The sequence below is a fragment of the Collimonas sp. genome, assembly GCF_039923675.1.
GTDB lineage: Bacteria > Pseudomonadota > Gammaproteobacteria > Burkholderiales > Burkholderiaceae_D > Collimonas.
Genome location: NZ_JBDTCG010000015.1, coordinates 32,437 through 57,338, shown reverse-complemented (window position 1 = coordinate 57,338; position 24,902 = coordinate 32,437). Strand labels below are relative to the sequence as shown.

The following is a 24,902-nucleotide window of genomic DNA, read 5'->3' as shown; positions in this document are numbered from 1 at the left end:
TTGTAGTTAAAGATTTATATATATAAATAGTAATAGTAGTTAACACCCTGTTTTTCTGTGGATAACCAGAAATTTGACCGTTCATTCAATGACTTACTGCCTGGATAAACGCTTGGTAATCGGTGTATCGAATAAGAATAATTCTTGGATAAAAAGTCGCCGGTGGAAAACTAAGTACGATATCCACAATGAGAAAACAGGATGTCCACAGCCTTATCCACAAAATGGCAAAAACAGCACATTTATAATGTTTTTAAAGCAATAAATAATTCAGTGTTCATGAAATTAGTAAACTGCACAAAAAATGAGCAGTGCAACGGCAAGAGAAAAATCTAGGCAAGTGAAATGCGATCCTTTAATGTACGCAAAGCGTATATAAAGGAGAAGCGAATGATCGATCAGCAGACATTTCTTCGCGACGCCATGCGTCGCCTGAACCTGACCCGGGAAAATTTCTCGGACAGGATCGGTATTAGAAAACGTGCGCTGGATACCTGGCTGCTGCCTGAAACATCAGGTGAATTCAGGGTCATGCCGGATATTGTGACCAAATTTGTCAATGAAATACTGCAAGGCGGCGTAGCTGGATCAGGCGATACGCAGAGCGTATATATGCCCGATCCCAATGCACCTCTCCACTCGCGCATCGGCCGCGACGGCAAGCCACAACTACTCTCGGTGGATCAATTTTCACGTGATTCGCTGGAAGAGCTGTTTCGCATCGCCGACATCATGCAGCCCATTGCAAGGCGCCAGAAGGTCTCGCGCATCCTCGAGGGTGCCGTACTAGCCAATTTGTTCTTTGAAGCCAGCACGCGCACGCGTATCAGCTTTGGCGCGGCTTTTTGCCGGCTGGGTGGCTCGGTGTGCGATACCACCGGGTTTACGTTCTCATCGATGACCAAGGGAGAATCGATTTACGACACCAGCCGCGTCATCAGCGGCTATGTCGACGCGTTGGTAGTGCGGCATCCGGAGCAAGGCGCGGTCGACGAATTCGCCCGCGCCACCAATATCCCGGTGATCAATGGTGGCGACGGGCCCGGTGAGCATCCGAGCCAGGCAATTCTCGACCTGTACACCATCCAGCGTGAGTTTTCCCGGTTGGGCAGGCTGGTCGACGGCGCTCACATCGTCATGGCCGGCGATCTCAAGTACGGCCGCACGGTGCATTCGCTGATCAAGCTGCTGGCGCTGTACCGCGGTCTCCGGTTCACGCTGATTGCGCCGACCGGCCTGGAGATGCCGGCACATATCCTTGAGCGCATCGCCCGCGGCGGCCATGTGGTGGAAACCTCGACCTCGTTGGCGCATGGTTTGAAAGGCGCGGATATCGTCTACGCCACCCGGATCCAGAAAGAACGCTTTGCCGACGAGGCAATCGAAGGCTACACACCGGACTTCCAGATCAACCAGACACTGATCGACGCCACCTGCAGCGCCGACACCATCGTCATGCATCCGCTACCGCGCGACGGCCGCCCGGGAGCCAACGATCTCAGCACAGACCTCAACCACGACCCGCGCCTGGCCATATTCCGCCAGACCGACAACGGAATTCCGGTAAGAATGGCGATTTTTGCAACCTTGCTAGGAGTGGAAAACCAGGTGCAGCACTCGATGCGTGACGTCACCTGGCGCTCGCCGCACCATGTGGGGCCGGACGACGCGGCGTTTGACGGACTGGATTGAAATTTGCAGGCCCGGCCGTTGCGAGAACGGCCGGGCGCTGGCAGGACCGGAATCTATTTCTTGGGACGGCTGGTTTTACCAGGGGGCGGCGCCACCGGTTTCTGTTTCGCCTGCGCCAGTAGCGCGGCACAATCGTTTTCGGGTGCAGGCGTGACATTGATCAAGGGGATCACCGCCGCCACCGGCGCCAGCACACCCAGCGCAATCGCGCCGCCAGCCTTCAAGGCCAGCACACCCTTGTCCACCCCCACGTCGGGATTTTTAAAGCTGCCAGTGACGTGCAGCGGTGATCTGAGCGAGAAAATCCGCATGCCCTTGGATTCCGGCTTGACCAGCAGCGCCAGCGTCTCCTGCGCCAGGTTGACCTGGCCCTGGACATTGATGACCGCGTCCTCGGTATCCATCACGAAAGTGCGGGCGTTCATCACACCGTTTGTCACTGCAAAGTCGCTGGCCAGGCAATTCAGCTTGACCTGCTTGTCGCCGAACAGCTTGCTGATCAAGACATTGCCGATATTCAGGCCGGCGGCCTCCAACAGGAATTTACTGATGGTGCCATGGTCGATCAGCGTCTTCAGTTCGCCATTCGAGGTACCAAGCAATGTCGCCACCGAATTGCCTACACCGCTCAGGGACGCATCGCCGTTGACTTCACCCAGGCTGGCCTGGGCCGATTCAAAGGTTGGAAACAACTGCTTGATCTTCAGGTGACGCGCCGAAATCTTCATTTCCGCCTTGATCTGCTTGTTGTTGCCATCCAGTTTGATGGTGGAAACCAGATTGCCGCCCGCCACGCCGAAATTCAATGGGGTAAAGGACAGCACGCTGTCTTTCAGATGCAGATCGGCGACCAGGTCCTGGATCGGCAATTCCTTGCCGCGGACGATCTTGCGTCCGGTGAACTTGACGTCGGCGTCGATGCTGCCCCAGCGCGTAGTATCGAACTGTTCCACCGGCAGCACTTTGTTGCTGGGTTGTGCCGCGCCGTCGCCACGATTGGCCTTGCTGGCGTTCGAGTCGGCGCCGATCAGCGGCGCCAGGTCTTCCAGCTTGAGCTGGTTGGAAAGCAGCGTACCTTTCAACAAAGGCCGCGGTTTTTGCGCGACATATTCCAGCGTTCCCGATAAGTCGCTGGAGCCGACGCGGCCGCTGAATTTTTCGTAAGTCCAGTCACCGCCGCCGCTGGCGAGCTTGCCGATCAGCCGGCCCTCGGTAGAAAACGGCGGCGTCGCCGGCAGCACGATGCCGGTCAGCGGATACAGGTTGGACATGCTGGCGCCCGACAGTTTCAGGCGCAGGTCGAGCGCAGCCAGATCGCTCGGCTTGGTCAGCGTCCCTTTAATGCCAATCGCGGTCTTGCCGATCCGGACATTGGCCTGCAGTGGAAATGGTGTGCTACTGTTTTGCAGAGACAGCACAGCTCCAGCCTTGCCGTCGCCGCTGACCGCCGCTTTATTAAACGTACCGCTGACTTTCCAGCCGATGCCGTAACCTTCCGCGCTGGTGGCCGGCAAACTGTCGACATCGGCCCTGATATCGACCTTGCTGATCGGGTCCAGCAAGCGCACCGTGCCTTTGGCCAGTATCAGTTTTTGCAGTTCCAGCTGCCAGGCTGAAGGCCCGTTCGACTTGACGGTCCAGTTATTCTCGCCATCCGCTTTGCGCTCCAGCGCGACCGTCGGCGAATCCAGTTCCAGGGACGGCACCATAATACGGTGCGCCAGCAGCGGCAGAGGGCTCAACGAAAACGTCAGCTGGCCGATTTCCGCCGTGTGCGGCCCGGTCTTGGCCCAGGCGGGATTGTCCAGCACGACGTCTTTCGCGCTCAGGCGCGGCCACGGCACCCAGCGCCGCCAGCTATCCGGGTCGGTCTGCGATTTTTGCCAGGTCAGCGACAAATCGCCGCGAATCGCAAATGGCCGACCGGTAGCCTCGCTGACTTTCGCATTCAGCCACGGCTTGGCGCGGTTCCAGTCGAAGGTGAGGAGCAGCGCCGTGCACACGGCAAGCAACATTGCGAGCGCCGTAAACGACCATAAAAAAAGTCTCGCCGAACGAAATTTGGATGTAGTCATGGTTTTGGGATGATAGGCGATGCCAAAAGGTTCAATCCGACAAGTATCCTCCGGATCAGGCGATTGTTGCTTTATCAATTTCAAATTCACGGGAGCGCCACATGCCACAGCGCGTGTCATCGGGATCGGGCAAGCAGGCGTTAACCCGTGATATTGCCAAGTCTCGCTGCTCGTGAGTATTTTGTTAGACATGCAATAGTTTGTAACCCATTGTAGTCGATACAAATTGCCGTGCTAGCTTGTAAACACTATCCATTCCCGTTGTATGGAGTAAAAAATGACCAACAATAAAAATTCCAAGTCCTTGCTGCTCGGTGCTTCCATTTGTGTGGCGCTGCTATCGCTTGCCGGTTGTGACAAGAAACTCGACACCCCCGCACAGGCATCCGTGCCGCCAGCGCCAGTCCCTCAGGCGCAAGCCGCGCCTGCCTATGTGCCGCCAACCGCCGACCAGCTGTACCAGCTGGTCGGACCGATTGCCTTGTTCCCGGACAAACTGGTGGCGCAGGTGCTGGCCGCATCCAGCTATCCCGAGCAGATCACCGCCGCCGACAGTTGGCAGGCGCAAAACAAAAACCTGAAAGGCAGCCAGCTGCAGGACGCCGCCAATCAACAGCCATGGGATGTCAGCGTCAAAGGCTTGACCCAGTTTCCTAGCGTGCTGGACCAGATGGCGCACAATATTCCCTGGACTTCAGCCCTCGGCGACGCCTATGTCAACGATCCGACCGACGTCATGAACGCGATCCAGGTGATGCGCCAGCGCGCAGCCGCCAGCGGTAACCTGAAGAACAACAAGCAGCAGCGGATTGCCGTGGCGCCGCGGGTGCAGCTCGAGCCGCCGAGCGGCTACGCGCCGCCGCCGAACGAACCGCTGATCTATGACGGACCGGAAATGATTCCGCCGCCGCCGCAAACCTATGTGATAGAACCGGCCGAACCCGATATGGTGTACGTGCCAGCCTATAATCCGGGCGTGGTCTATGGCGAGCCGTTGCCTGTCTATCCCGGTTATGCTTATGAACCGCCGCCGGCTTACTATCCGCCTGGCGAAATCGTCACGGCCGGCGTGCTGACTTTCGGCCTGGGGATTGCCGTGGGAGCACTGATCGATCACCACAGCGGAGGCTGGAATTCCTGGGGTGTTCACTGGGGTGGCGGCGGTGGCGGCGGCAACTGGAATGGCGGTGACGGTGATGGCGGTGGGCGCTGGCACCGGCCGGCGGTGGTGTACAACAACAACACCTATGTGTCGCGTTCCACCACGATCGTCAACCGCGTGACCAACAATTACAACAACAGCACCGTCATCAACAACAACACGCGAAATAATTTCGGCCCGGGCCAGGCGAACAACCAAGCCTTGCCTAATCGCGGTCCGGGCGGCCAACCGGGCGGCGGCGCTGCCAATTTCGCCACAGCCCGGCCGAACTTTGCAGCGCAAGGCAATCCGCAGCAAGCGCAAGGCAACTCGCAGCAAGCGCAAGGCAACTCGCAGCAAGCCCATCCGGGCCCGAACGCAGCGCCATTTGCGGGCGCGCCACAGCAGCCTCATGCGCGGCCGGATTTCAACAACATGACACGGCCTAACTTCGGCAAGGTGCCGCAAGTGAGCGGCCCGTCGGCCACGGCCAACGCCAACCAGCTGGCGCGGCCGGGTTTTGGCCAGCCGGGACAGAATGGCCATCCGCTGCCGAACCAGTTGCAGCAAAATGCCCAGAGCCACACCCCCGCCATGCAAAGAAATCTTGAGGGTGAAAGGCCGCCGGTGAATTTGAACCAGCATCCGTTCGGCGGCAACCAGCCGCGGCCTGAATTGAACCATCAGGCTCCGGCCCCTGCGCCGATGGCCAAGCCACAGCCGGCACCGCAAAACGTGCAAAACCGGCCACCTCAGCAATTCGAGAACAGGCCTAACGGTGGCCAGCAGATGCATCAGGAAATGAGCCGGCCTGCGCCCGCTCCTGCGCCTGCCTTCAACCGCCCGCAACCACAACCGCAGGCGCGGCCGGAACCACAAGCCCGCCCGCAACCACAACCGCAGGCGCGGCCGGAACCACAAGCCCGTTCGCAACCACAACCGCAGGCGCGGCCGGAACCACAAGCCCGCCCGCAACCACAACCGCAGGCGCGGCCGGAACCGCAAGCCCGTCCACAACCACAACCGCAGGCGCCGCATCCGGCCCCGCAGCAAAATCACGAGGTGCATCACGATGGCGGCAATGGGCATTCCGGCAAGAAGGAAGAAGAGCATAAATAAGCAAGTGGGAAAGAAATCCCGGCGGCAGGAGCACTTTGCCGTCTGACAAAAAAAGCTGGCTGAACTTATGCTCAGCCAGCTTTTTTATTGCGCGCGACGCGTGTCAGCTACAGTGACATCAGCAAAGTGTTTTACGCTTGCAGGGTCATCAGGCTGGCATTGCCGCCGGCGGCGGTGGTATTCACGCAAACGGCGCGTTCTGCCAACAAGCGCCACAGCGGAATCGAGGCGTATTCCGAGGTTTCCAGCAACGGCACCAGCGACCCGGACTTTTCACTCAGCGCAGTCAGCATGGGGCGCAAGCGCCAGGTGCCGGCGCCATCCACCAAGGCCAGTTGCAGGCGCAGGGAATGGCCGTCGTCCTCTAGTTTAGCAACCATGCGAATGGCTGTGCGCACCGATTTTGGCAAACCGTCCGGTATCATCGCCGCCGATGCCGTTTCGACCACCGGGAAATTACCTGTGGCAAATACCGCCGCCAGTTGATTCAGCATGGCGCCGACATTATCGGCGCTACACAGAATCGCGCCACGCGGCGCAAACGACAGGCTGTTGCGCTCACCGGTCGGGCCTGGCAGCACCAGCGAGGTACCGAGCCAGCTAGCGTGCATGTATTCCTCGCCGAGCGCCGCAATCCGTTGATGGCCGTGGGTCTTGGCCCAGCTCAGCAAGGCTTGCAAGACCGGTGTATCGATCGCCGCGTCGGCATTCGGCGCATGGATCGTATGCGCGCCCAGCGACACCGAAGGATTGCGTTGCAAGCGCTTCAGGTACAAAGGACCGCCGGCTTTCGGACCGGTGCCGGATTTTCCTTCGCCGCCGAACGGCTGCACCCCGACCACCGCGCCAACGATATTCCGGTTCACATAGATATTGCCGACATGGGCGTGGCCGACGATGTAATCGATGGTTTCATCGATGCGCGAATGGATACCCAGCGTCAGGCCGTAGCCGCTGCCGTTGATCGCTTCGATCAGTTGCGGCAATTCATTGCGGGCATAGCGCAGCACGTGCAATACCGGGCCGAAGACCTCGCGCTTCAGCTCCGCCAACGAACCGATTTCAATCAGCGTCGGCGCCACGAAAGTACCGTTGCTTTGTTCTGGCGGCAGCGGCAGCTGGAAGAAGTCCTTGGCAGTGCCGCGCATTTTTTCGATATGCGCCAGCAACTGGCCCTGTGCCTCGGCATCGATCACCGGCCCGATGTCTGTCACCAGGCGGTCAGGATTACCAATGCGCAGTTCTTGCATCGCGCCCTTGAGCATATGCAAGGTACGGTCGGCGATATCGTTTTGCAGGCACAGCACGCGCAGCGCCGAGCAACGCTGGCCGGCGCTGTCGAAGGCGGAATTCAGCACGTCTTGCACCACCTGTTCCGGCAAGGCGCTGGAGTCCATGATCAAAGCATTCTGGCCACCGGTTTCCGCGATCAGCGGCAAGTCCACCGACTCTTCCAGCGAGCGCTTCGCCAGCGTGCGGTTGATGATCTGCGCGACCTCGGTCGAGCCGGTAAAGATCACGCCCTTGACGCGCGGATCAGCAGTCAGCGTGGCGCCGACGGTATCGCCCTGCCCCGGCAGAAATTGTAAAGCCGCATGCGGCACGCCGGCTTCATGCATCAGTTGCACCGCGCGTGCGGCGATCAGCGGGGTTTGTTCCGCTGGTTTCGCCAGCACCACATTCCCTGCAGCCAGCGCGGCGCTGACTTCGCCCACGAAAATCGCCAGCGGGAAATTCCACGGGCTGATACAAACCACCGGACCCAGCGCCAGCGCGTTTTGCGTGTGGCGGATCTGCGCCGCATAGTAGCGTAAAAAATCGACCGCTTCGCGCACTTCGGCGATCGCGTTAGGCAGCGATTTTCCGGCCTCGCGGATTGCCAGGGAAATCAATTCCATCTGATGTTCTTCGAACAGGACGGCGGAGCGATCCAGTTTTTCGGCGCGTTCCGCCGGCGGCAGGGTTTGCCAATCCATGGCGTAGACGCTGGCCGCATGCAAGGCTTTGTCGACATCGCCAACGCTGGCTTCGATCACGCTGCCGACCACGTCGCGATGATCGGCCGGATTCAGCACCGGACGCGCGGCTTGATCATACGTTTGCAGATCGCTCAACAGTGGCGTGACATGCCATTGCTGCTGGCCGAACATGCTGAAAGCGGTATCGATCTGGTGCAGCACATCTTCGTTGCTAAGATCGAGCCCGGCCGAATTTTTACGCTCCACGCCATACATCGCCGACGGCAAGGAAATTTGCGGATGCGGTTCGCCGCCCAGCTGCTGTGCGGCTTGCAGAGGATCGGCAATCAGCGAATCGATCGAGACATTTTCATCGACGATCTGGTTGACGAAGGAAGAATTGGCGCCGTTTTCCAGTAAACGCCGCACGAGGTAGGCCAGCAAAGTCTGGTGCGAACCGACCGGCGCATAAATCCGGCAAGGCTTGTCCAGCATGTCTTTGCCGACCACTTGGTCATACAAGGTTTCACCCATGCCGTGCAGGCACTGGAACTCGTAATCGGTGATGTTTTTTTCCTTGGCCCAGCTGTAGATGGTCGCCAGTGTGTGCGCGTTATGCGTAGCAAACTGCGGATAGATCACATCGGTGGACGCCAGCAATTTCTGCGCGCAAGTCAGGTAGGACACATCGGTGTACACCTTGCGCGTGTATACCGGGAAACCTGGCAAACCGTCGACCTGCGCGCGCTTGATTTCAGAATCCCAATACGCGCCCTTGACCAGCCGCACCATGAACTTGCGGCCGCTGCGGCGCGCCAGGTCGACCAGATAATCGATCGCAAAAGGACAGCGTTTCTGGTAGCCCTGCACCACGAAACCGATGCCCTCGAAACCTGCCAGATCGGCGTCGAAAGCCAGCGCTTCCATCAGGTCCAGCGACAGTTCCAGGCGATCCGCTTCTTCGGCGTCGATATTCAAACCGATGTTGTATTGCTTGGCCAGCAGCAGCAACTGCTTCAATCGCGGCAGCAGTTCCTGCATGGTGCGCTGGCGTTGTGCGCGCGAATAACGCGGATGCAGCGCCGACAGCTTGACCGAGATGCCCGGGCCTTGCTTGATGCCGCGTCCGTCCGACGCTTTGCCGATGGCGTGGATCGCATCTTCATAAGAGCGGTAGTAAGCTGCCGCATCTTCTTCGGTCAGCGCCGCCTCGCCCAGCATGTCGTAGGAATAACGATAGCCGCGCTTTTCATTATCGCGGCTGTTGCTCAGCGCTTCAGCGATGGTCTGGCCGGTGACGAACTGGTTGCCCAGCATGCGCATGGCGACATCGACGCCCTTGCGGATCAATGGTTCGCCGCCGCGGCCGATCAGCTTGGTCAGCGCCGAGCCCAGGCCGCGCTCGCTATTGGTGGTGACCAGCTTGCCGGTAATCAGCAATCCCCAGGTTGCCGCATTCACGAACATCGATGGCGATTCACCCAGGTGGCTGCGCCAGTCGCCCTTGCTGATCTTGTCGGCGATCAGGCGGTCCGCGGTTTGATGATCCGGAATGCGCAACAAGGCTTCCGCCAGGCACATCAAGGCCACGCCCTCTTCCGACGACAGGGAAAATTCATGCATCAAAGCGTCCACGCCTGATGCGCGTGTACGTTTTTCACGCACCGACTGCACCAGCTTGCGCGCCAGCGTCTGGCTGGCGGCATACGAACTGGCGCTGGTTTGCACTTGCGACAGCAACCATTGCACCGCCAGCGTCTCGTCGCGGCGATAGGCGGCGGTAATGGCGGCGCGCAGCGGCGTGGCGTCGGCCATCATTTCGGCGTGGAAAGCGCTAAAGGCAGTGTCGAACGAGGATGGGATAGTGCTGGACGGCGGGGATGCGGGCTGTAGCGGCGGCATGGCGATTGTCTCGGTAAGGGTATTTGTTTTATCAACTTGCTATGTTTTCAAACAAGCTGCGGGCAAACCGACGCCAGGCGGCAATGCCGGATTTCCTGCGCGATGCGTGGCGGGAAATGCAACATCGCTGCCCGGCGTTCGATTTGCCGGCAAGCATTGTTCTCAATGACTCTTCCAGCCTTCAAGGAAAGCTGAGTTGTTCGATTGTAGGCGGCATCGGCATGGATTAATTCTGGTAATAATGCCTGCTATCAAAATTTTGTTATTGGTGAGAAAATTTAACCGAATAAAATTTTTCGGAAGAGTCTGCATGCTTGACAAGATCAGCAAGAAAATCCTGGCCGAACTGCAAAATGATGGCCGCATCAGCAATGTCGACCTCTCGTCCCGCGTCAACTTGTCGCCCGCCGCCTGTCTCGAGCGCGTGCGCAAGCTGCAGGAGGCCGGCTACATCCTGCATTACACCGCCCAGCTTAATCCGCAGCTGCTGGACGTCGCTCTGTTGGTGTTCATCGAAGTGGTGCTGGACCGCACCACCCCGGAAGTATTCGAAGCCTTCAGCCAAAGCGTACAGATCATCCCCGAGGTGCTGGAGTGCCACATGGTGGCCGGCGGCTTCGACTACCTGGTCAAGGCGAGGGTCAAGGACATGAACGCCTACCGCGAATTCCTCGGCAAATCGCTGCTGCAGCTCAAGGGCGTGCGTGAGACGCACACCTATGCGGTGATGGAAGAGGTCAAGCACACCACCAAATTGCCGATACGCTGAAACGCGGCGGACAACCCATTGGACCATGATGAAAGAGAGTCACGATGAATCGATTGATATTGGCGGCCGCATGTTTCGCCGCCCTGCAAGGATGCGCCAGCATGGCTGATCCGGCGCCGGCTCCCCAATCCGAGCCGCACGCGGCCAATTCCGCAGCAGGCTGCGCGGCGGACAAGCAAGATGACAATGCGCTGGTCGGCAAGACCGAGCAGCAGGCCATTACGCTGCTGACTGGATGCATGTGGCGCATCGGCGAGCGCGACGGCGAACAGTTTGCCGGGACCATGGATTACCAGGAAGCGCGGCGGACTTTGGGTATCGCTACCGGCAAGGTGATCTGGGTGCGGCGCGGTTGATAATCTGGAGGATGACGATGAAAATATTTTTCTGGGTACCGGCTGGGCTCGTGACGATTCTGATGGCGGCTTGCACCAGCCCGCCGCCCGCAGCAATGCCAGGCAGCGACCGAGATGCCCACGGGTGCATTCCGTCCGCCGGCTACCAATGGGATGAAACGCAACAACAATGCATCAGGCCGTGGGAGAAAAAATAGCCGTTTGCATTGGTTCAACCAGGCGCTGGAAATTAGCAAGTGCGTCAGCAACTGCGCGCCGGGTTGATTGCATTTCAGGAGATTTCCGCCGCTCAGGTACTACTGCGTATCGCCAGCCGGAAACCCAGATCGACGCTGGTTTTATCCACGGCTTCGCGCCTGAGCATCTTGATCAGCAATTGCGCCGCCGTGAAGCCGATCTCATAACGCGGCGTGACGATGGTGGTGATGCCGGGATTGGCGTAGGCCGACCATGGCAAGTCGTTGAAGCCGGCGATCGCCATCTGGCTGGGGACCGACAGGCCGCGGCGCTGGCATTCAAATAGCACGCCCAGCGCCAGATCGTCGTTGCAGCAGAAAACCGCGTCGCAATCCGGCGTCTGTTGCAGGATCTGGCCAAGCATCTTGGTGCCGAGTTCCACGGTCGAGGGCGTCGGCGTCAGTACTTCTATGGTGTCGTCCAGGCCGGCTTCAGCCAACGCCCGACGAAAGCCGTGCCGCCGCTTCATCATGCGCGGATCGAGCTGGGCGCCGAGAAAGCCTGGACGATGGTAGCCGCGTTCGATCAGGTGGCGGGCGATGCTGTAACCGGCTTCCTCATGCGAAAATCCCACCGCGACGTCGCCACCGTCCGGGTTGATATCGAACATGCGCACCGCCGGCACATTGTGCGCCGCCAGTTGTTCGCGCAGCGCGTCTTGCTGCTCTATCCCGCTTAGCAGAAAACCATCCGGCGCATGCGCCAGGTAGGTGGTGATCAGCTGGCTTTCCTTGTCCGGCGAATAGCCGCTTTCACCGATCAGGAATTTATAGCCGTGCTGGTTCAGGCTGTCGCGGATCCCGGTCAGGGTTTCGACGAACACCGAGTTGCTGAGCGACGGCACGATGACGCCGATCACCTGCGATTTGGCCGAGGCCAGCGTACTGGCGGCCTGGTTCGGCACGTAGCCGAGTTGCTTGATCGCTGCGGTGATTCGTTCGCGCGCTTCGAGTTGCACCAGTGTCGGCGTTTTCAGGGCCCGCGATACGGTCATCGGGCTGACCCGCGCCAGGCGCGCGACATCAACGATTGTTACCCTGCCGCTGGCGCGGCTATGGCGTGGTTGCTTGAGTTCCGGGCTGTTCATGGGGCGATGGGATGGTTATGGTCTCTGTGCACTTGGTCTTTTGCCTGTAGCTGTTTTGTTTTACTTGTTTTTCGGCGGCTTGCCGTGCTTGCCAGCTTTGCCAATCGTGCCCGGGCAGCAAAATCTTGTCCGTTTGGCTAGCATGGCCAATGTTACACGCAAGCTTCGCCATATTGTTATGGTTTCCTTGGAGTAAGGATACTACCTGCGTCTGTAGCCTCGTTTCGGATTTACTTAGAGATACAATGTTAGCGCTAACATCCGTTGTATCATCGCAGTTTTCGGCAGGCGCTGCGCAAGTACTAAAATAGGCGGTTACCGCTGGCCTCGCGCCAGTTCCGCCGCAGCCGGCCCGTCAATCAATCATCGATCAAGAGGACGCTCATGCACCATCAGCCAGAATACATGCTCGGCGTAGATATCGGCACCACCAGCACCAAGGCGGTGCTGTTCACCACCCAGGGCAAGATCATGGCGCAGCATGCCGTTGAATACCCCCTGCTGTGCACCATGCCGGGCATGGCTGAGCAGGATCCCTTGCAGATTTACGACGCGGTGCTGGACGCGATCCGCAACGCTGTCAGTTCCAGCCAGGTCGACGCCGGCCAGATCGCGCTGGTATCCTTCAGCGCCGCCATGCATAGCGTGATTGCGGTCGGCCAGGAGAACAATTTGCTGAGCAACAGCATCACCTGGGGCGACAACCGCGCCGGTGCGTGGGCCAACCGGATTCGCGATGAGCTGGACGGCCACGCAATCTATTTGCGCACCGGTACGCCGATCCATCCGATGTCGCCGCTGTGCAAGATCATGTGGCTGCGGCACGACCAGCCGGCGCTGTTTGCGCGCACCGCACGTTTTGTCGGCATGAAGGAATATGTGTTATACCGGTTGTTTGGCGAGTGGCTGGTCGATCATTCGATCGCCTCCGCTACCGGCATGTTCAATCTGCAGCAGCTGGATTGGGATGAGGGCGCGCTGGCCCTGCTCGGCATCAGCCGGGCGCAATTATCGAAGCTGGTGCCGACCACGCATCACCTGACCGGCCTGGCGCCGGCAATTGCGCAGCAACTGGGGTTGTCGCCGGATACGCCGTTTGTGATCGGCGCCAATGACGGCGTGCTGTCCAACCTGGGCGTCAACGCCATCGGCCCAGGCCAGGTCGCCGTCACCATCGGCACTTCCGGGGCGATGCGCACAGTGGTCGACAAACCGGTGACCGACCCGGCCGGCCGCACGTTTTGCTATGCGCTGACCGCCAAACATTGGGTGGTCGGCGGTCCGACGAATAACGGCGGCAGCATTTTCCACTGGGTGCGCGACGAGCTGGCCACCGCTGAATCTGCGGCCGCCAAGCAGGCAGGAAGCGATCCGTATGACGCCTTGACCAGGATTGCCGAGAGTGTGCAGGCCGGCGCCGAAGGTCTGCTGTTCCATCCTTATCTCGCCGGCGAACGGGCGCCGCTGTGGAATGCCGATGCCCGCGGTTCCTACATCGGGTTGGCGACGCACCATGGCAAGCCACACATGATCCGGGCGGCGCTGGAAGGCGTTATTTTCAGTTTGTACAGTATCTTGCCGGCGGTCGAAGACCTGATCGGACCGACCACCCGCATGATGGCGACCGGCGGCTTTGCCCGTTCCGCGCTATGGCGGCAAATGATGGCGGATATTTTCGAGCGAGAAGTGGTGGTGCCGGAAAGCGTGGAATCGTCCTGCCTCGGCGCTGCCGTGCTGGGTTTGTACGCGTTGGGGAAAATCGACTCGCTGGATGCGATTGGCGGCATGGTGGGCGCCACTCACCAGCATTTGCCGAATCAGGAGAATGTCGCGCTATATCGGCGTCTGTGGCCGATCTACGAGGCGATTCCGAAGCTGCTCGAGCAGCAGTACCGGCAGTTGTCGCAATTCCAGCGCGAGACAGCAGTGAAAACATTGTAGGGTCGGCATGCAATGCCCACGCGTAACCGTGGCCCGTCGAACGCACATTGATCGCACATCGGTCGCCGCCATGCGTGGGCAAAAAAGCCTGCCCACCCTACTCACGTATCTTTAATCTTCGTCTTCCGGATCGATCAGGTTGAATTTCTCATGCGCTGTTTCGCTCAGGTGTCCGCGCAGCCATTTGTGTGCCGGATTACGGGCATCCCGTTCGTGCCACAGCATGTCGACGTGCACTGCCGGCGTCGGGAACGGCAGCTCGCGTGCGACTAGCACATCGGTCATGCCGGTGGCGCCGATCAGGTGGCGCGGCAACACCGTCAGCAAATCGGAACTGGCGACCACCCGGCCTGCCGTAAAGAACTGGTTAACGGTCAGCAGGATGCGGCGCTCGCGTCCCATCGCCGCCAGTGTTTCATCGATCAAGCCGTGCGCGCGGCCGGAAAAACTCACCAGCAAGTGATGCGATGCGCAGTAGTTGTCCAAGGTCAGCACCTGGCTGGCCAGCGGATGGTCCTTGTGCATCACGCAGACGTATTCGCCGGTGTACAGGCGCTCGTGGTGAATCGGCGACGCGCTGGTTGTCTGGCCGCCTGCCAGTTGCGCAGCCACCCCCGGGAAAAAACCGACCGCCAGGTCGACATCGCCGCGCAACAGCATTTGCCGCGGGTCGCGCGTGGTCAACGGCACCATGCGCAGATTCATCTGCGGCGCATTGCGTTCGATGGTGCGCACCAGCGCCGGCAGCCACAGGGCGGCAGTGGCGTCCGCCATCGCCATCTGGAAGGTGGTGTGGGCGCGCGAGACATCGAAGGTCTCAGGCGTGATGGCGGTTTCCAGATCGGTCAATGCGCGCCGCACCACCGGCCACAGTTCTTCGGCGTGCTGGGTCGGCTTGACGCCATGCGCGGTGCGAATCAGCAATTCGTCGTTGAGGGTATCGCGCAGGCGCTTCAAGGCGTTCGATACCGCCGGTTGCGTCATTGCCAGCCGGCTGGCTGCACGGGTCAGGTTTTGCTCGGTCATGACGGCATCGAAGACGCGCAGCAAATTCAAATCAAGCGTTAAAAAACTCATGGTCGGATTTATCGTTAATCGTTAATTATTTTTGTAAATTTATTGTGCAAGTGTTGTGCAAGATGCGGCGGAAATAATTTGGTCTGAAAGTAATATTCACAGATTCTATAACTGTTATATGAAAACACAATGACAGATTTCAAGATGTGCCAGAATATTGCATCGCCGCATAAATTGCATATCAGGCTGGATTATGTCTGATATACAAAAATATTTCCTACGTGAAACCAGGACAATCGGACATCGACTGCTTGCCCTTTCATATTACACGTGTGGCTGCGGAGCGGTTGTTGAGTAAATTACCAAATCCAGCCGCCATTATTCGTTGAACACATAACTGATATCCCAAATCGAAATTGGATAGTCGCATCAGCAATGAATATACTGCAATGCAACAACACCATTGAGAAGTCGTTTGTATGTCTTTATTCGCTTTTGCCCTGCCAGCTGAAATGGCCCTGTTCGATGCATCGGCCTTGCTTGCCGCTGCTGCAAGCGCGCTGCGGCCGTTGCTGGGTTTAGGCGCACTGGCGACCTTGATGGTGTATTTCAGACCGCTTTGGATGGGGATCTTGCGTGCAGCCTTGATGTTGATCAAGCCGCGTAAATCGCTGGAACAGCGGATTGCCCGCAGTAAGTTCAAAGGGCAGCAACTGATGCGCCGCCTGGCTAACGACCAGGCCCTCAGCCAGCCTACGCTGGCTGCCGAACTGCGCATGCTGGCTGGCCGCGATTAATCTTAAGGAGTTTGCCATGCACCAATACATCTATCACGACGAAGACGGCTTTCCAACTTTTGCAGTCATGCAATGGCTGCGCGCACAAGTGACTCGCGCACTGGCCTGGATGGGTTTGAACGGTCTGTAAGGTTTTGTCTTCAGCTTCGCCGCATTTTGATTTTCTGACGTCTCCTCTTTCCCGCGATGGAAGGATTCACCCTACTGTCTTCTAGCCAGTAGGGATTTTTTTGGGCTCAGGACGCGCAGCATAAAAAAACGCCCGCAAATTTTGCGGGCGTTTTTTATTCAACAGAGCAGTTCAGAGTTATTGCGCCAGACGCTGTTCCAGCGCTTGCTTCACATCCGCGAGTTCTTGCGGCAAGTGATGCTTCAGCTTCTCGAACAATTCGGTATGCAAGGCTGTTTCAGCTTTCCAGGCAGCCTTGTCGATTGCAGTGATCGTATCGAATTGCTGTTCGCTGAAGTCCAATCCTTCCCAGCTCAGGTCGGCATAGCGCGGCGTCACGCCGAACAGATGCTCGACGCCGCCGGCGCTTGCTGCGCTGCTGCTGTCCAGACGTTCCAGCATCCATTTCAGCACCCGCATGTTGTCGCCGAAGCCTGGCCAGACGAATTTGCCGTCGGCGTCGGTGCGGAACCAGTTGACGCAGAAAATCTTCGGCAGTTCGGCTTTGCCTTGCGCTGCCAGTTTCTGGCCCAGGGTCAGCCAGTGCTGGAAGTAGTCGCTCATGTTGTAGCCGATGAATGGCAGCATGGCGAACGGGTCGCGCCGCACGATGCCTTGCTGGCCTGCAGCCGCGGCAGTGGTTTCCGAACCCATGGTGGCAGCCATGTAGACGCCTTCCACCCAGTTGCGGGCTTCAGTCACCAGCGGCACGGTAGTGGAGCGGCGGCCGCCGAAAATGAAGGCGGAAATCGGCACGCCGGCCGGATCGTCCCAGGCGGCGTCGATCACAGGATTCTGTGTCGCCGCAACCGTAAAGCGCGCATTCGGATGGGCGGCCTTGGCGCCGCTTTCCTTGGCGATCGCCGGCGTCCAGTCTTTGCCTTGCCAGTCGATCAGATGGGCCGGCGCTTCCTTGCTCAGGCCTTCCCACCAGACATCGCCGTCGTCGGTTAGGGCGACGTTGGTGAAGATGGTGTTTTCACGCATCGACGCCATGCAGTTGAAGTTGGTCTTGTCGTTGGTGCCCGGGGCCACGCCGAAATAGCCGGCTTCCGGATTGATCGCATACAGGCGGCCGTCGGCGCCCGGTTTGATCCAGGCGATGTCGTCGCCGATGGTGGTGACTTTCCAGCCCGCGAATCCGGCTGGCGGAATCAGCATGGCGAAATTGGTTTTTCCACAGGCAGACGGAAATGCCGCCGCCACGTAGTGTTTTTTGCCTGCAGGCGATTCCACGCCGAGGATCAGCATGTGTTCGGCCAGCCAGCCCTGGTCGCGGCCCATGGTGGAGGCGATGCGCAAGGCGAAGCACTTTTTGCCAAGCAGCGCGTTGCCGCCGTAGCCGGAACCGTAGGACCAGATTTCGCGGGTTTCCGGGTAGTGGACGATGTACTTGGTAGGATTGCACGGCCATGCCACGTCTTTCTGGCCGGCTGCCAGCGGCGCGCCGACGCTGTGCACGCATGGCACGAAGTCGCCGTCGCTGCCTAGCACGTCATACACGGCCTTGCCCATGCGCGTCATGATGCGCATGTTCACCGCCACGTAAGGAGAATCCGAGAGTTCGACGCCGATGTGTGCAATCGGCGAACCCAGCGGGCCCATCGAAAACGGCACCACGTACATGGTGCGGCCTTGCATGCAGCCATCGAACAGGCCGTGCAGCGTGTTGCGCATTTCTGCCGGATCGGTCCAGTTGTTGGTCGGGCCGGCGTCTTCCTTGTTGGTCGAGCAAATGAAAGTGCGGTCTTCGACCCGCGCCACGTCCGACGGATCGGAGCAGGCCAGGTAGCTGTTCGGACGCTTTTCCTGGTTGAGTTTTTTCATGGTGCCGGTGGCGACCATTTCGCCGCACAGGCGATCGTATTCGGTCTGGGAACCATCGCACCAGTAGATACGGTCCGGCTTGGTCAGGGCCGCAACTTCGGCGACCCAGTTGATCAGCTTTTGCTGTTTGACATATTCAGGCGCGTTAAGTGTGGCGATGCCACCCATGCGGGGTTGGTTCATGACTACTTACCTCCAATACCAATAAAGAAATCGTCTTCTTGCCAGCCGGAGGGTCGCGGATGAAGGGCGCGGTCGGCTGGCTGAATTCTGTTGCGCTTACTGTTAGGAGTCTGTCGGACTTAGGATGATCGGCTGCAAAAACAGCTGGCCGATCCATATTTCACCAGCTTCTTGGTCAATAGCTCGCTATTGACACTGCGAATCCGGCAAAATCTGGCTTCGCCCAGCCATTTTTTCGCTTCGATCCCCTAAGTCCGACAGCCTCCTAGCGGCAAAAAATGAAATAATGGTCTCGATCAACAAGCATCGCCAAGGTTTTACTGCTGGCAAGGGCCGCACACCATAGGCTGAAGCTGTTTGTTTTATATACATTGTCTTGGAAAAGTCGGCCGATTGTACACCCGATTTGTAGTGAAAATGACCAACTATTGTAGTAAGGTATTTCCCGTTTTCCAGATGCTGTTGCTTTATTACGCGGCAGCCGTTTTTTTACTGTTTTTGATTGAAAAGCCGCTATGAAAATTGCCGTATTGGATGATTATCAAGATTGCGTCCGTCAACTCGATTGCTTCAAACTGTTGGATGGGCATGAGGTCAAAGTGTTCAACAATACTGCGCGCGGGCTTGGCCAGCTAGCGATACGCCTGGCCGATTTCGAGGCGCTGGTGCTGATACGCGAACGCAGCGTTTTTTCCAAAGCCTTGTTGCAGAAATTGCCGAAGCTGAAGCTGATTTCGCAAACCGGTAAAGTCAGCGGCCATATCGATGTTGTAGCCGCCACTGAGGCCGGTATAGCGATCGTGGAAGGCGTCGGCGACCCGACTGCGCCCGCCGAACTGACCTGGGCCCTGATCATGGCCGCTAGCCGCCGTATCCCGCGCTATGTCAGCAATTTGCAGGAAGGCCAGTGGCAATCGGTCTCGGCGCTGCCGCAAAACAACGTGCTCGGCGCCGTGCTCAAGGGGCGCACGCTGGCGATCTGGGGTTATGGAAAAATCGGCCGCATGATTGCGGGATATGGCAAGGCCTTCGGCATGTGCGTGCTGGTCTGGGGCCGTGACGCCAGCCGCGCCGCTGCAATAGAGGACGGCTACCAGGCCGCGGAATCGAAACAGCAGTTTTTTGCCGAAGCCGATGTGCTGACCTTGCATTTGCGCTTGAATGACGCCACGCGCGGCATCGTGCAAGCGGCCGATCTGGCCCTGATGAAAGCGAGTGCGATTTTCGTCAACACCAGTCGCGCAGAACTGGTCGCTGAAGATGCCTTGCTGTCGGCGCTGCGGCAAGGGCGTCCGGGCTACGCCGCCCTGGACGTCTATGAAACCGAGCCTTTGGCACCGGATTCACCACTGTTGAGGATGGAGAATGTGCTGGCTTCGCCGCATCTGGGTTATGTGGAGAAAGACAGTTACGAGCTCTACTTCCGCGCAGCGTTTCAGAATGTGGTCGAATTTGCGAAGGGAACGCCAAAGAATATCTTGAATCCGGATGCGATGCTGCCTAAGTAAGCGGCAAGGAGACGCTGGAAATCAATCGTCGTCGGCGCCGTTAGGCAGGATCAGTTTATTTAGCCTGGCGGCCGGCATCGCCAGCGTCGTGTCGCGCCACATGCCTTGCCAGCCAGGCGGCCACGGCAGTGCAGGGCCGCTATATTCAGGCAGGTTGCCGCGCACCGGGATGACCGGCAGGCTGTCCGGCATCGGACCTTCGCTCCAGCCCAGGCTGAAGGCGTAGTCGGGCAGCAAGGCGTCGCATACCTTGGCGAACCAAGCGCTGTGATCCTCATCGCGGCCTAGCGCTTGCGCCAGCCCGTGCGGATCGAACTGCGCCAGCGCGCTGGCCAGTTCCGGGATGGCGGCGCCAGGCTGGTCGCCCCAGCCCATGATCGGATTGAAGTTGTAATCGGCGCCGGAACCATACCAGCCCTCGCGCCGCGCTCTTTCCATCCAGCTGCGGCGGCCGCAGAACAAATGCCAGCGCCAGTGCAGGCCGGACGGTTTGGGCCAGCTGTACAGGTACAGCCGTTGATAGCCGGCGCGGTGCAGTTCGCGCACCATGGCCATCAGGCGCGCATGCGGCATGCGGTCCGGCGGCGCGCGGCGAAACAGGATAGGCTCGCCGTCCGCATGCTGCAATTCGTCCGATGACAGGCTCAGGTCCAGCGTCCGCTTCTCGCTGCCGAAGCGCGCAGCGACCCAGCCGGTCAGCAGGTTGACCGACGTGATGACGCCATAGCCGCGAAAGCGGTGAAAGATGACGGTGCCGGGAGCGATGGGTTTCATGATCTGGAATACCTGCAAAAAGCGCGCGAGCAAAAATCAAATGTTACCAGTGTAGACGCTGCGGCGGTTTTTCCAAGCTTGGCAGAAGGCCCAGCAATCATTTGTGTAGCTGAGTATAATCAGCCTACTCCCAAGGCAGAAAGGACTAGCCACATGAAGCAACGTCCATCCATAGTCGACGAGCGATCAAGCGACCAGCCCATCGGTAAAACCGGCGATGCGTTCTCCGCCGGCAGACGCAAGCTGATGTTGCTGGCCGGTGCAAGTCTCGCGATGATGAGCATCCCCCACTGGCTGCAGCAAGCCTCGGCCCAGAACGTTACCCCCGCCAACCCGCCTTCCGCGGCCAACACCCAGCAACAATCGGATTTCATGGCCTTGTCGGCATTGCTGACGGCCACCCCGAAACTCAATCCGCGCATCGGCGCCAGGATCTACAGCGCGCTCGGCACGCAGGCGATCGAATTTGAAAAGCAGGCGGCGGAGCTGTGGCAGTACAGCCAGGATCACAAGATTCAGGATGTGGATAAACTGGCCTCCGCGCTGGCCAACGACAGCGCCTTGTCGCTGCTGCTGCATCGGATTGTCAGCGCCTGGTATCTGGGCGTAGTTGGCGACGGCGGCATAACTAACGGTAGCGGCGGCCCCAAGGTAATCGCATTTGAACAGGCGTTGATGTTCGACCAGGTGCGCGACGCAGTCGTGGTGCCAACCTATTGTCGTGCCGCTCCCGGTTACTGGGTGACCCAGCCGGCAGTCTTGAAAGCGAGGGTTTGACAATGGCTGATAACTTGTCCGCAGATGTTGTAATTGTCGGCTCCGGCGTTGCCGGCGCCCTGGTGGCGCATCAACTGGCCTCGTCCGGCGCGTCGGTGCTGGTGCTGGAAGCAGGGCCGCGCCTGGAGCGCTGGCGCATCGTTGAAAACTACCGGAATACGCCGAGTAAAGACGATTTCATGGTGCCCTATCCGTCCACCAAATATGCGCCGCATCCTGAATACACACCGGAAAACAATTATCTGATCCTGAAGGGATCGCACAAATACAACTCGCAATACATACGCGCAGTCGGCGGCACCACCTGGCACTGGGCGGCGGCGGCCTGGCGTTTCCTGCCCAACGATTTCAAGATGAAAACGCTGTACGGCGTCGGCCGCGACTGGCCGATCAGCTACGACGAACTGGAACCCTACTACTACCGGGCTGAAGTCGAACTGGGCGTCTCCGGTCCCAATGATGGCACCGATCTCGGCTCGCCGCGCAAGCAGCCTTATCCGATGGATCATTTGCCGCTGTCGTGGAACGATCAGCGCTTCAGCGCCGTGGTTAGCGCCAACGGCCACAAAGTGGTGTCGGAACCGGTGGCGCGCAACAGTCGCGCCTATGATGATCGGCCCAACTGCTGCGGCAACAACAACTGCATGCCGATCTGTCCGATCGCCGCCATGTACAGCGGCATCATCCACGTCGAGAAAGCCGAAAAAGCCGGCGCCAAAGTGCTGGCCGACGCCGTGGTGTACCGCATCGAGGTGGACGCCAAGGAACGCATCAGCGCGGTCCATTACAAGGACCCGGAAGGCGTTACGCACCGGGTCACCGGCAAGTATTTCGTGTTGGCGGCAAACGGTATCGAGATTCCCAAGCTGATGCTGATCTCGACCGATGACCGCCATAAGAACGGTATCGGCAACAGCTCGGACCAGGTTGGCCGCAACCTGATGGACCATCCCGGCACCGGCGTTACCTTCCTGGCCAATGAAGACTTGTGGCCGGGCCGCGGGCCGATCGAGATGACCTCGGTGGTGGATATGCGCGATGGCCCTTTCCGTGCGGAATATGCCGCCAAGAAATTGCACCTGAATAATATGGCGCAGACCAATCACGCCGCGCAGACAGCCTTGAAAGACGGCCTGGTCGGCCTCAAGCTGAACCAGGAAATCCGCCGCCGCGCGGCGCGCACGGTCAACATCAACAGCTTCCACGACATCTTGCCGAATCCGGAAAACCGCATCCGGCCGAGCAGCGAGAAGCGCGATGCGCTGGGTATTCCGCAGCCGGAAATCACCTATTCGATCGACGACTACGTCAAGAAAAGCGCGCTGCTGACGCATGACACCTACGCCAGCATCGCCGCCATGTTCGGCGGCACCGAAGTCAAGTTCGACGACGATTTCGCGCCCAACAACCACATCATGGGTGCTGTCATCATGGGCGGCGATCCGCGCGATTCGGTGGTCGACGCCCATTGCCGTTCGCATGACCACGAAAACCTGTTCATCGCCAGCAGCGCGGTGATGCCGGTAGCCGGCACGGTCAACTGCACATTGACGATTGCGGCGCTGTCGCTGCGCATCGCCGACACATTGAGGACAGTGCTATGACGGCCCGCTCCCAACTCTCGCTCTGGTTCGGCGGTGTCACCCTGGCTGCCGGCATGGCGCATGCCGCCGTTGCGGCAGATACGGTGGCGGCCGCGCCGAGCGTAGCGCCCAACGCTGACCAGATCAAACGTGGCGAGTATCTGGCCAAAGCGGCGGACTGCATCGCCTGCCACACGGTCGACAAGGCCAAGCCTTTCGCCGGCGGCTATCCGCTGGCGACGCCATTCGGCACCATCTATGGCCCCAATATCACCGCCGACAAGGAAACCGGCATCGGCAACTGGAGCGATGAGGATTTCATTCGCGCACTGCATAACGGCGTCGACGACGAAGGCCAGAATCTCTATCCGGCCTTCCCTTACACCTCGTTCACCAAGCTGTCGCGCGACGACGTTCTGGCGATCAAAGCCTATCTGTTCAGTTTGCCGGCGATCTCGCAAAAGACCCCGGAAAACAAACTGCCGTTCCCGCTCAACCAGCGCTGGATCCTGTCCGGCTGGAAGCTGTTCAACTTCACCCCGGGCGAATGGAAGGCAGATCCCGCCAAGAGCGCCGAATGGAACCGCGGCATGTATCTGGTGGAAGGCCTGGCGCACTGTCAGGAATGCCATACGCCGCGTAACGTCACCATGGGCGTCGACGGCAAGCGCGCGTTCGGCGGCGCCCAGCTGGGCGGCTGGACAGCCTTCAACATCACGCCGGACCCGGTCAGCGGCGTCGGCGGCTGGAAAGACGAAGAGCTGCTGCAGTACCTGAAAACCGGCCTGGTGCCGGGCAAGGCTTCCGCCGCCGGCGGTATGGCCGAAGCGATCGAGCATAGCCTGCAATATTTGAGCGACGACGACCTGAAATCTATCGTTACCTATGTGCGCAGCGTACCCGCCATCAACGATGCGGCCGACAAGAAGCCGCGCTATGCCTGGGGCCAGCCAGCCGATGACGACGCCGATTTGCGCGGCGTCGCCGCGGTATCGGTCAGCAGCAATGCCGCCAGCGGCGCGGAACTGTTCAGTGGCAACTGCGCCAGCTGTCACTCCGCCAGCGGTAGCGGCGTGGTCGGGGGCTATTATCCTTCGCTGTTCAGCAACAGTGTGGTCGGCGCGCGCGATCCTGGCAATCTGCTGATGGTGATACTGCATGGCGTGCAACGCCGCGGTGCGAAAGAAGACACTTTCATGCCCGGTTTTGCCGACCATCTGAATGACGGCCAGATCGCCATGCTGGCAAATTACATAGTCAAGCAATACGGCCATGCAGATACGCCGCCTGTTACGCCGGAACAGGTCAAGGTCCAGCGCCAAGGGGGACCGGTCTCGCCCTTGATAACATTATTGCCTCTGGGACTGGCGGCGGCGGCCTTGATCGTGGTATTTATATTGTTTTCGCTGTTCCGGCGCGGCGGTCGTCGACGGCCCAAGTAAGCACGGCACAGCTATATTGTAGAAAAGGAAATAGATTCCCATGGCTTTACGCATCATCGCCACCGGCGGCACCTTCGACAAGCACTACGACGAGATCGCCGGTAAATTGACCTTCGCCGCCAGCCATTTGCCGCAGGTGATCCAGCGCGCCCGCATCACTGCGGAAATCGCGCTGGAGGAATTGCCGCTGCTGGATTCGCTCGACATGCAGGATATAGACCGTCGTCGCGTGCTGGCCTCGTGCACCCACGCCAAGGAAGAGGCTATCGTCATCATCCACGGCACCGACACCATGCGCGAGACCGCTGCCGTGCTGGGCGCGGCAGCGCTGGAGAAGACCATCGTAGTGACCGGCGCGATGATTCCCTACGCCATCGCCAATTCCGACGCCCTGTTCAATTTCGGCTTCGCCTGTGGCGTGGCGCAAGCCTTGCCGCATGGCGTGTATGTGGCGATGAACGGCAAGATCTTTGCTTGGGACAAAGTGGAAAAGAACCGGACTGCGGGCGTTTTCGAGCCGCTGTAATTTCGTCGCCGGGATAAAACAA

The 24,902-nt window shown here is 59.2% G+C and carries 18 protein-coding genes; 12 read left to right on the top strand and 6 right to left on the bottom strand.

Annotation, left to right across the window (positions count from 1 at the left end):
- Positions 1-390 precede the first annotated feature (390 nt).
- Complete coding sequence (locus ABI171_RS03130; protein ID WP_348091152.1) at positions 391-1,692, top strand: aspartate carbamoyltransferase; 1,302 nt, start codon at positions 391-393, stop codon at positions 1,690-1,692.
- A 53-nt stretch (positions 1,693-1,745) separates the two neighbouring features.
- On the opposite strand, the gene ABI171_RS03125 is transcribed toward ABI171_RS03130, so the two are convergent.
- The gene (locus ABI171_RS03125; RefSeq protein WP_348091151.1) at positions 1,746-3,767 is read right to left on the bottom strand and encodes an AsmA family protein; all 2,022 of its coding nucleotides are present in this window, start codon (positions 3,765-3,767) and stop codon (positions 1,746-1,748) included.
- 277 nt (positions 3,768-4,044) lie between these two features.
- Here ABI171_RS03125 and ABI171_RS03120 point away from each other — a divergent pair, with 277 nt between their 5' ends.
- Positions 4,045-6,027, top strand: a complete 1,983-nt coding sequence (locus ABI171_RS03120; protein ID WP_348091150.1) for a DUF3300 domain-containing protein — start codon at positions 4,045-4,047, stop codon at positions 6,025-6,027.
- 131 nt (positions 6,028-6,158) lie between these two features.
- Here the strand turns inward: ABI171_RS03120 and putA are convergent, their stop codons facing one another.
- On the bottom strand, positions 6,159-9,887 hold the full coding sequence (gene putA / locus ABI171_RS03115; RefSeq protein ID WP_348091149.1) for a trifunctional transcriptional regulator/proline dehydrogenase/L-glutamate gamma-semialdehyde dehydrogenase: 3,729 nt from the start codon (positions 9,885-9,887) through the stop codon (positions 6,159-6,161).
- Between the two features lie 23 nt (positions 9,888-9,910).
- On the opposite strand from putA, the gene ABI171_RS03110 reads away from it, so the two are divergent.
- The 3 genes from ABI171_RS03110 (at position 9,911) to ABI171_RS03100 (ending at position 11,012) form a co-directional block, all read left to right on the top strand.
- The gene (locus tag ABI171_RS03110) at positions 9,911-10,117 is read left to right on the top strand and encodes a hypothetical protein (protein WP_348091148.1); all 207 of its coding nucleotides are present in this window, start codon (positions 9,911-9,913) and stop codon (positions 10,115-10,117) included.
- Positions 10,118-10,197: 80 nt separating this feature from the next.
- Positions 10,198-10,656 (top strand): Lrp/AsnC ligand binding domain-containing protein, encoded by a 459-nt coding sequence (locus ABI171_RS03105; protein WP_061945582.1) that lies wholly within the window; start codon positions 10,198-10,200, stop codon positions 10,654-10,656.
- A gap of 44 nt (positions 10,657-10,700) precedes the next feature.
- A complete protein-coding gene (locus ABI171_RS03100; RefSeq protein ID WP_348091147.1) occupies positions 10,701-11,012 on the top strand; it encodes a hypothetical protein in 312 nt (103 codons plus the stop codon).
- A gap of 289 nt (positions 11,013-11,301) precedes the next feature.
- Here ABI171_RS03100 and ABI171_RS03095 read toward each other — a convergent pair whose 3' ends face one another.
- Positions 11,302-12,336: a LacI family DNA-binding transcriptional regulator gene (locus tag ABI171_RS03095; protein ID WP_348091146.1), complete on the bottom strand. Its 1,035-nt coding sequence runs from the start codon at positions 12,334-12,336 to the stop codon at positions 11,302-11,304.
- A 384-nt stretch (positions 12,337-12,720) separates the two neighbouring features.
- Between ABI171_RS03095 and gntK the strand changes: the two genes are divergently transcribed.
- The gene (gene gntK, locus ABI171_RS03090) at positions 12,721-14,277 is read left to right on the top strand and encodes a gluconokinase (RefSeq protein WP_348091145.1); all 1,557 of its coding nucleotides are present in this window, start codon (positions 12,721-12,723) and stop codon (positions 14,275-14,277) included.
- A gap of 111 nt (positions 14,278-14,388) precedes the next feature.
- Here gntK and ABI171_RS03085 read toward each other — a convergent pair whose 3' ends face one another.
- Positions 14,389-15,354 carry a LysR family transcriptional regulator gene (locus ABI171_RS03085; RefSeq protein ID WP_348091144.1) on the bottom strand — a complete coding sequence of 322 codons (966 nt, stop codon included), beginning with the start codon at positions 15,352-15,354 and terminating at the stop codon, positions 14,389-14,391.
- Positions 15,355-15,773: 419 nt separating this feature from the next.
- Between ABI171_RS03085 and ABI171_RS03080 the strand changes: the two genes are divergently transcribed.
- Positions 15,774-16,091, top strand: coding sequence for a hypothetical protein (locus ABI171_RS03080; protein WP_348091143.1), 318 nt, complete (start codon positions 15,774-15,776; stop codon positions 16,089-16,091).
- 307 nt (positions 16,092-16,398) lie between these two features.
- Here the strand turns inward: ABI171_RS03080 and ABI171_RS03075 are convergent, their stop codons facing one another.
- Positions 16,399-18,270: a phosphoenolpyruvate carboxykinase (GTP) gene (locus ABI171_RS03075; RefSeq protein WP_348091142.1), complete on the bottom strand. Its 1,872-nt coding sequence runs from the start codon at positions 18,268-18,270 to the stop codon at positions 16,399-16,401.
- Positions 18,271-18,785: 515 nt separating this feature from the next.
- Here ABI171_RS03075 and ABI171_RS03070 point away from each other — a divergent pair.
- Positions 18,786-19,778, top strand: a complete 993-nt coding sequence (locus tag ABI171_RS03070; RefSeq protein ID WP_348091141.1) for a D-2-hydroxyacid dehydrogenase family protein — start codon at positions 18,786-18,788, stop codon at positions 19,776-19,778.
- 21 nt (positions 19,779-19,799) lie between these two features.
- Here ABI171_RS03070 and ABI171_RS03065 read toward each other — a convergent pair whose 3' ends face one another.
- Entirely contained in the window at positions 19,800-20,552 is a 753-nt protein-coding gene (locus tag ABI171_RS03065; RefSeq protein ID WP_348091140.1) for an L-asparaginase, read from the bottom strand.
- Positions 20,553-20,705: 153 nt separating this feature from the next.
- On the opposite strand from ABI171_RS03065, the gene ABI171_RS03060 reads away from it, so the two are divergent.
- The 4 genes from ABI171_RS03060 to ABI171_RS03045 are packed head-to-tail and all read left to right on the top strand — an operon-like array spanning position 20,706 to position 24,880.
- Entirely contained in the window at positions 20,706-21,329 is a 624-nt protein-coding gene (locus tag ABI171_RS03060) for a sorbitol dehydrogenase family protein (RefSeq protein WP_348091139.1), read from the top strand.
- A gap of 2 nt (positions 21,330-21,331) precedes the next feature.
- Positions 21,332-22,933, top strand: a complete 1,602-nt coding sequence (locus tag ABI171_RS03055) for a GMC family oxidoreductase (RefSeq protein WP_348091138.1) — start codon at positions 21,332-21,334, stop codon at positions 22,931-22,933.
- Positions 22,930-24,354, top strand: coding sequence for a cytochrome c (locus ABI171_RS03050; protein WP_348091137.1), 1,425 nt, complete (start codon positions 22,930-22,932; stop codon positions 24,352-24,354). The genes ABI171_RS03055 and ABI171_RS03050 overlap by 4 nt, the downstream gene beginning before the upstream one ends.
- 40 nt (positions 24,355-24,394) lie before the next feature.
- A complete protein-coding gene (locus ABI171_RS03045; protein WP_348091136.1) occupies positions 24,395-24,880 on the top strand; it encodes an asparaginase domain-containing protein in 486 nt (161 codons plus the stop codon).
- Positions 24,881-24,902 lie beyond the last annotated feature (22 nt).

What these genes read in the sequence shown, in the direction of transcription:
- ABI171_RS03080 (WP_348091143.1), top strand. Translation starts at nt 15,774, where the DNA reads ATGTCTTTATTCGCTTTTGCCCTGCCAGCTGAAATGGCCCTGTTCGAT.
- ABI171_RS03085 (WP_348091144.1), bottom strand. Translation starts at nt 15,354, where the DNA reads ATGAGTTTTTTAACGCTTGATTTGAATTTGCTGCGCGTCTTCGATGCC.
- ABI171_RS03055 (WP_348091138.1), top strand. Translation starts at nt 21,332, where the DNA reads ATGGCTGATAACTTGTCCGCAGATGTTGTAATTGTCGGCTCCGGCGTT.
- ABI171_RS03120 (WP_348091150.1), top strand. Translation starts at nt 4,045, where the DNA reads ATGACCAACAATAAAAATTCCAAGTCCTTGCTGCTCGGTGCTTCCATT.
- ABI171_RS03070 (WP_348091141.1), top strand. Translation starts at nt 18,786, where the DNA reads ATGAAAATTGCCGTATTGGATGATTATCAAGATTGCGTCCGTCAACTC.
- ABI171_RS03105 (WP_061945582.1), top strand. Translation starts at nt 10,198, where the DNA reads ATGCTTGACAAGATCAGCAAGAAAATCCTGGCCGAACTGCAAAATGAT.
- ABI171_RS03065 (WP_348091140.1), bottom strand. Translation starts at nt 20,552, where the DNA reads ATGAAACCCATCGCTCCCGGCACCGTCATCTTTCACCGCTTTCGCGGC.
- ABI171_RS03095 (WP_348091146.1), bottom strand. Translation starts at nt 12,336, where the DNA reads ATGAACAGCCCGGAACTCAAGCAACCACGCCATAGCCGCGCCAGCGGC.
- ABI171_RS03075 (WP_348091142.1), bottom strand. Translation starts at nt 18,270, where the DNA reads ATGAACCAACCCCGCATGGGTGGCATCGCCACACTTAACGCGCCTGAA.
- ABI171_RS03130 (WP_348091152.1), top strand. Translation starts at nt 391, where the DNA reads ATGATCGATCAGCAGACATTTCTTCGCGACGCCATGCGTCGCCTGAAC.
- ABI171_RS03050 (WP_348091137.1), top strand. Translation starts at nt 22,930, where the DNA reads ATGACGGCCCGCTCCCAACTCTCGCTCTGGTTCGGCGGTGTCACCCTG.
- ABI171_RS03125 (WP_348091151.1), bottom strand. Translation starts at nt 3,767, where the DNA reads ATGACTACATCCAAATTTCGTTCGGCGAGACTTTTTTTATGGTCGTTT.
- ABI171_RS03060 (WP_348091139.1), top strand. Translation starts at nt 20,706, where the DNA reads ATGAAGCAACGTCCATCCATAGTCGACGAGCGATCAAGCGACCAGCCC.
- gntK (WP_348091145.1), top strand. Translation starts at nt 12,721, where the DNA reads ATGCACCATCAGCCAGAATACATGCTCGGCGTAGATATCGGCACCACC.
- ABI171_RS03045 (WP_348091136.1), top strand. Translation starts at nt 24,395, where the DNA reads ATGGCTTTACGCATCATCGCCACCGGCGGCACCTTCGACAAGCACTAC.
- putA (WP_348091149.1), bottom strand. Translation starts at nt 9,887, where the DNA reads ATGCCGCCGCTACAGCCCGCATCCCCGCCGTCCAGCACTATCCCATCC.
- ABI171_RS03100 (WP_348091147.1), top strand. Translation starts at nt 10,701, where the DNA reads ATGAATCGATTGATATTGGCGGCCGCATGTTTCGCCGCCCTGCAAGGA.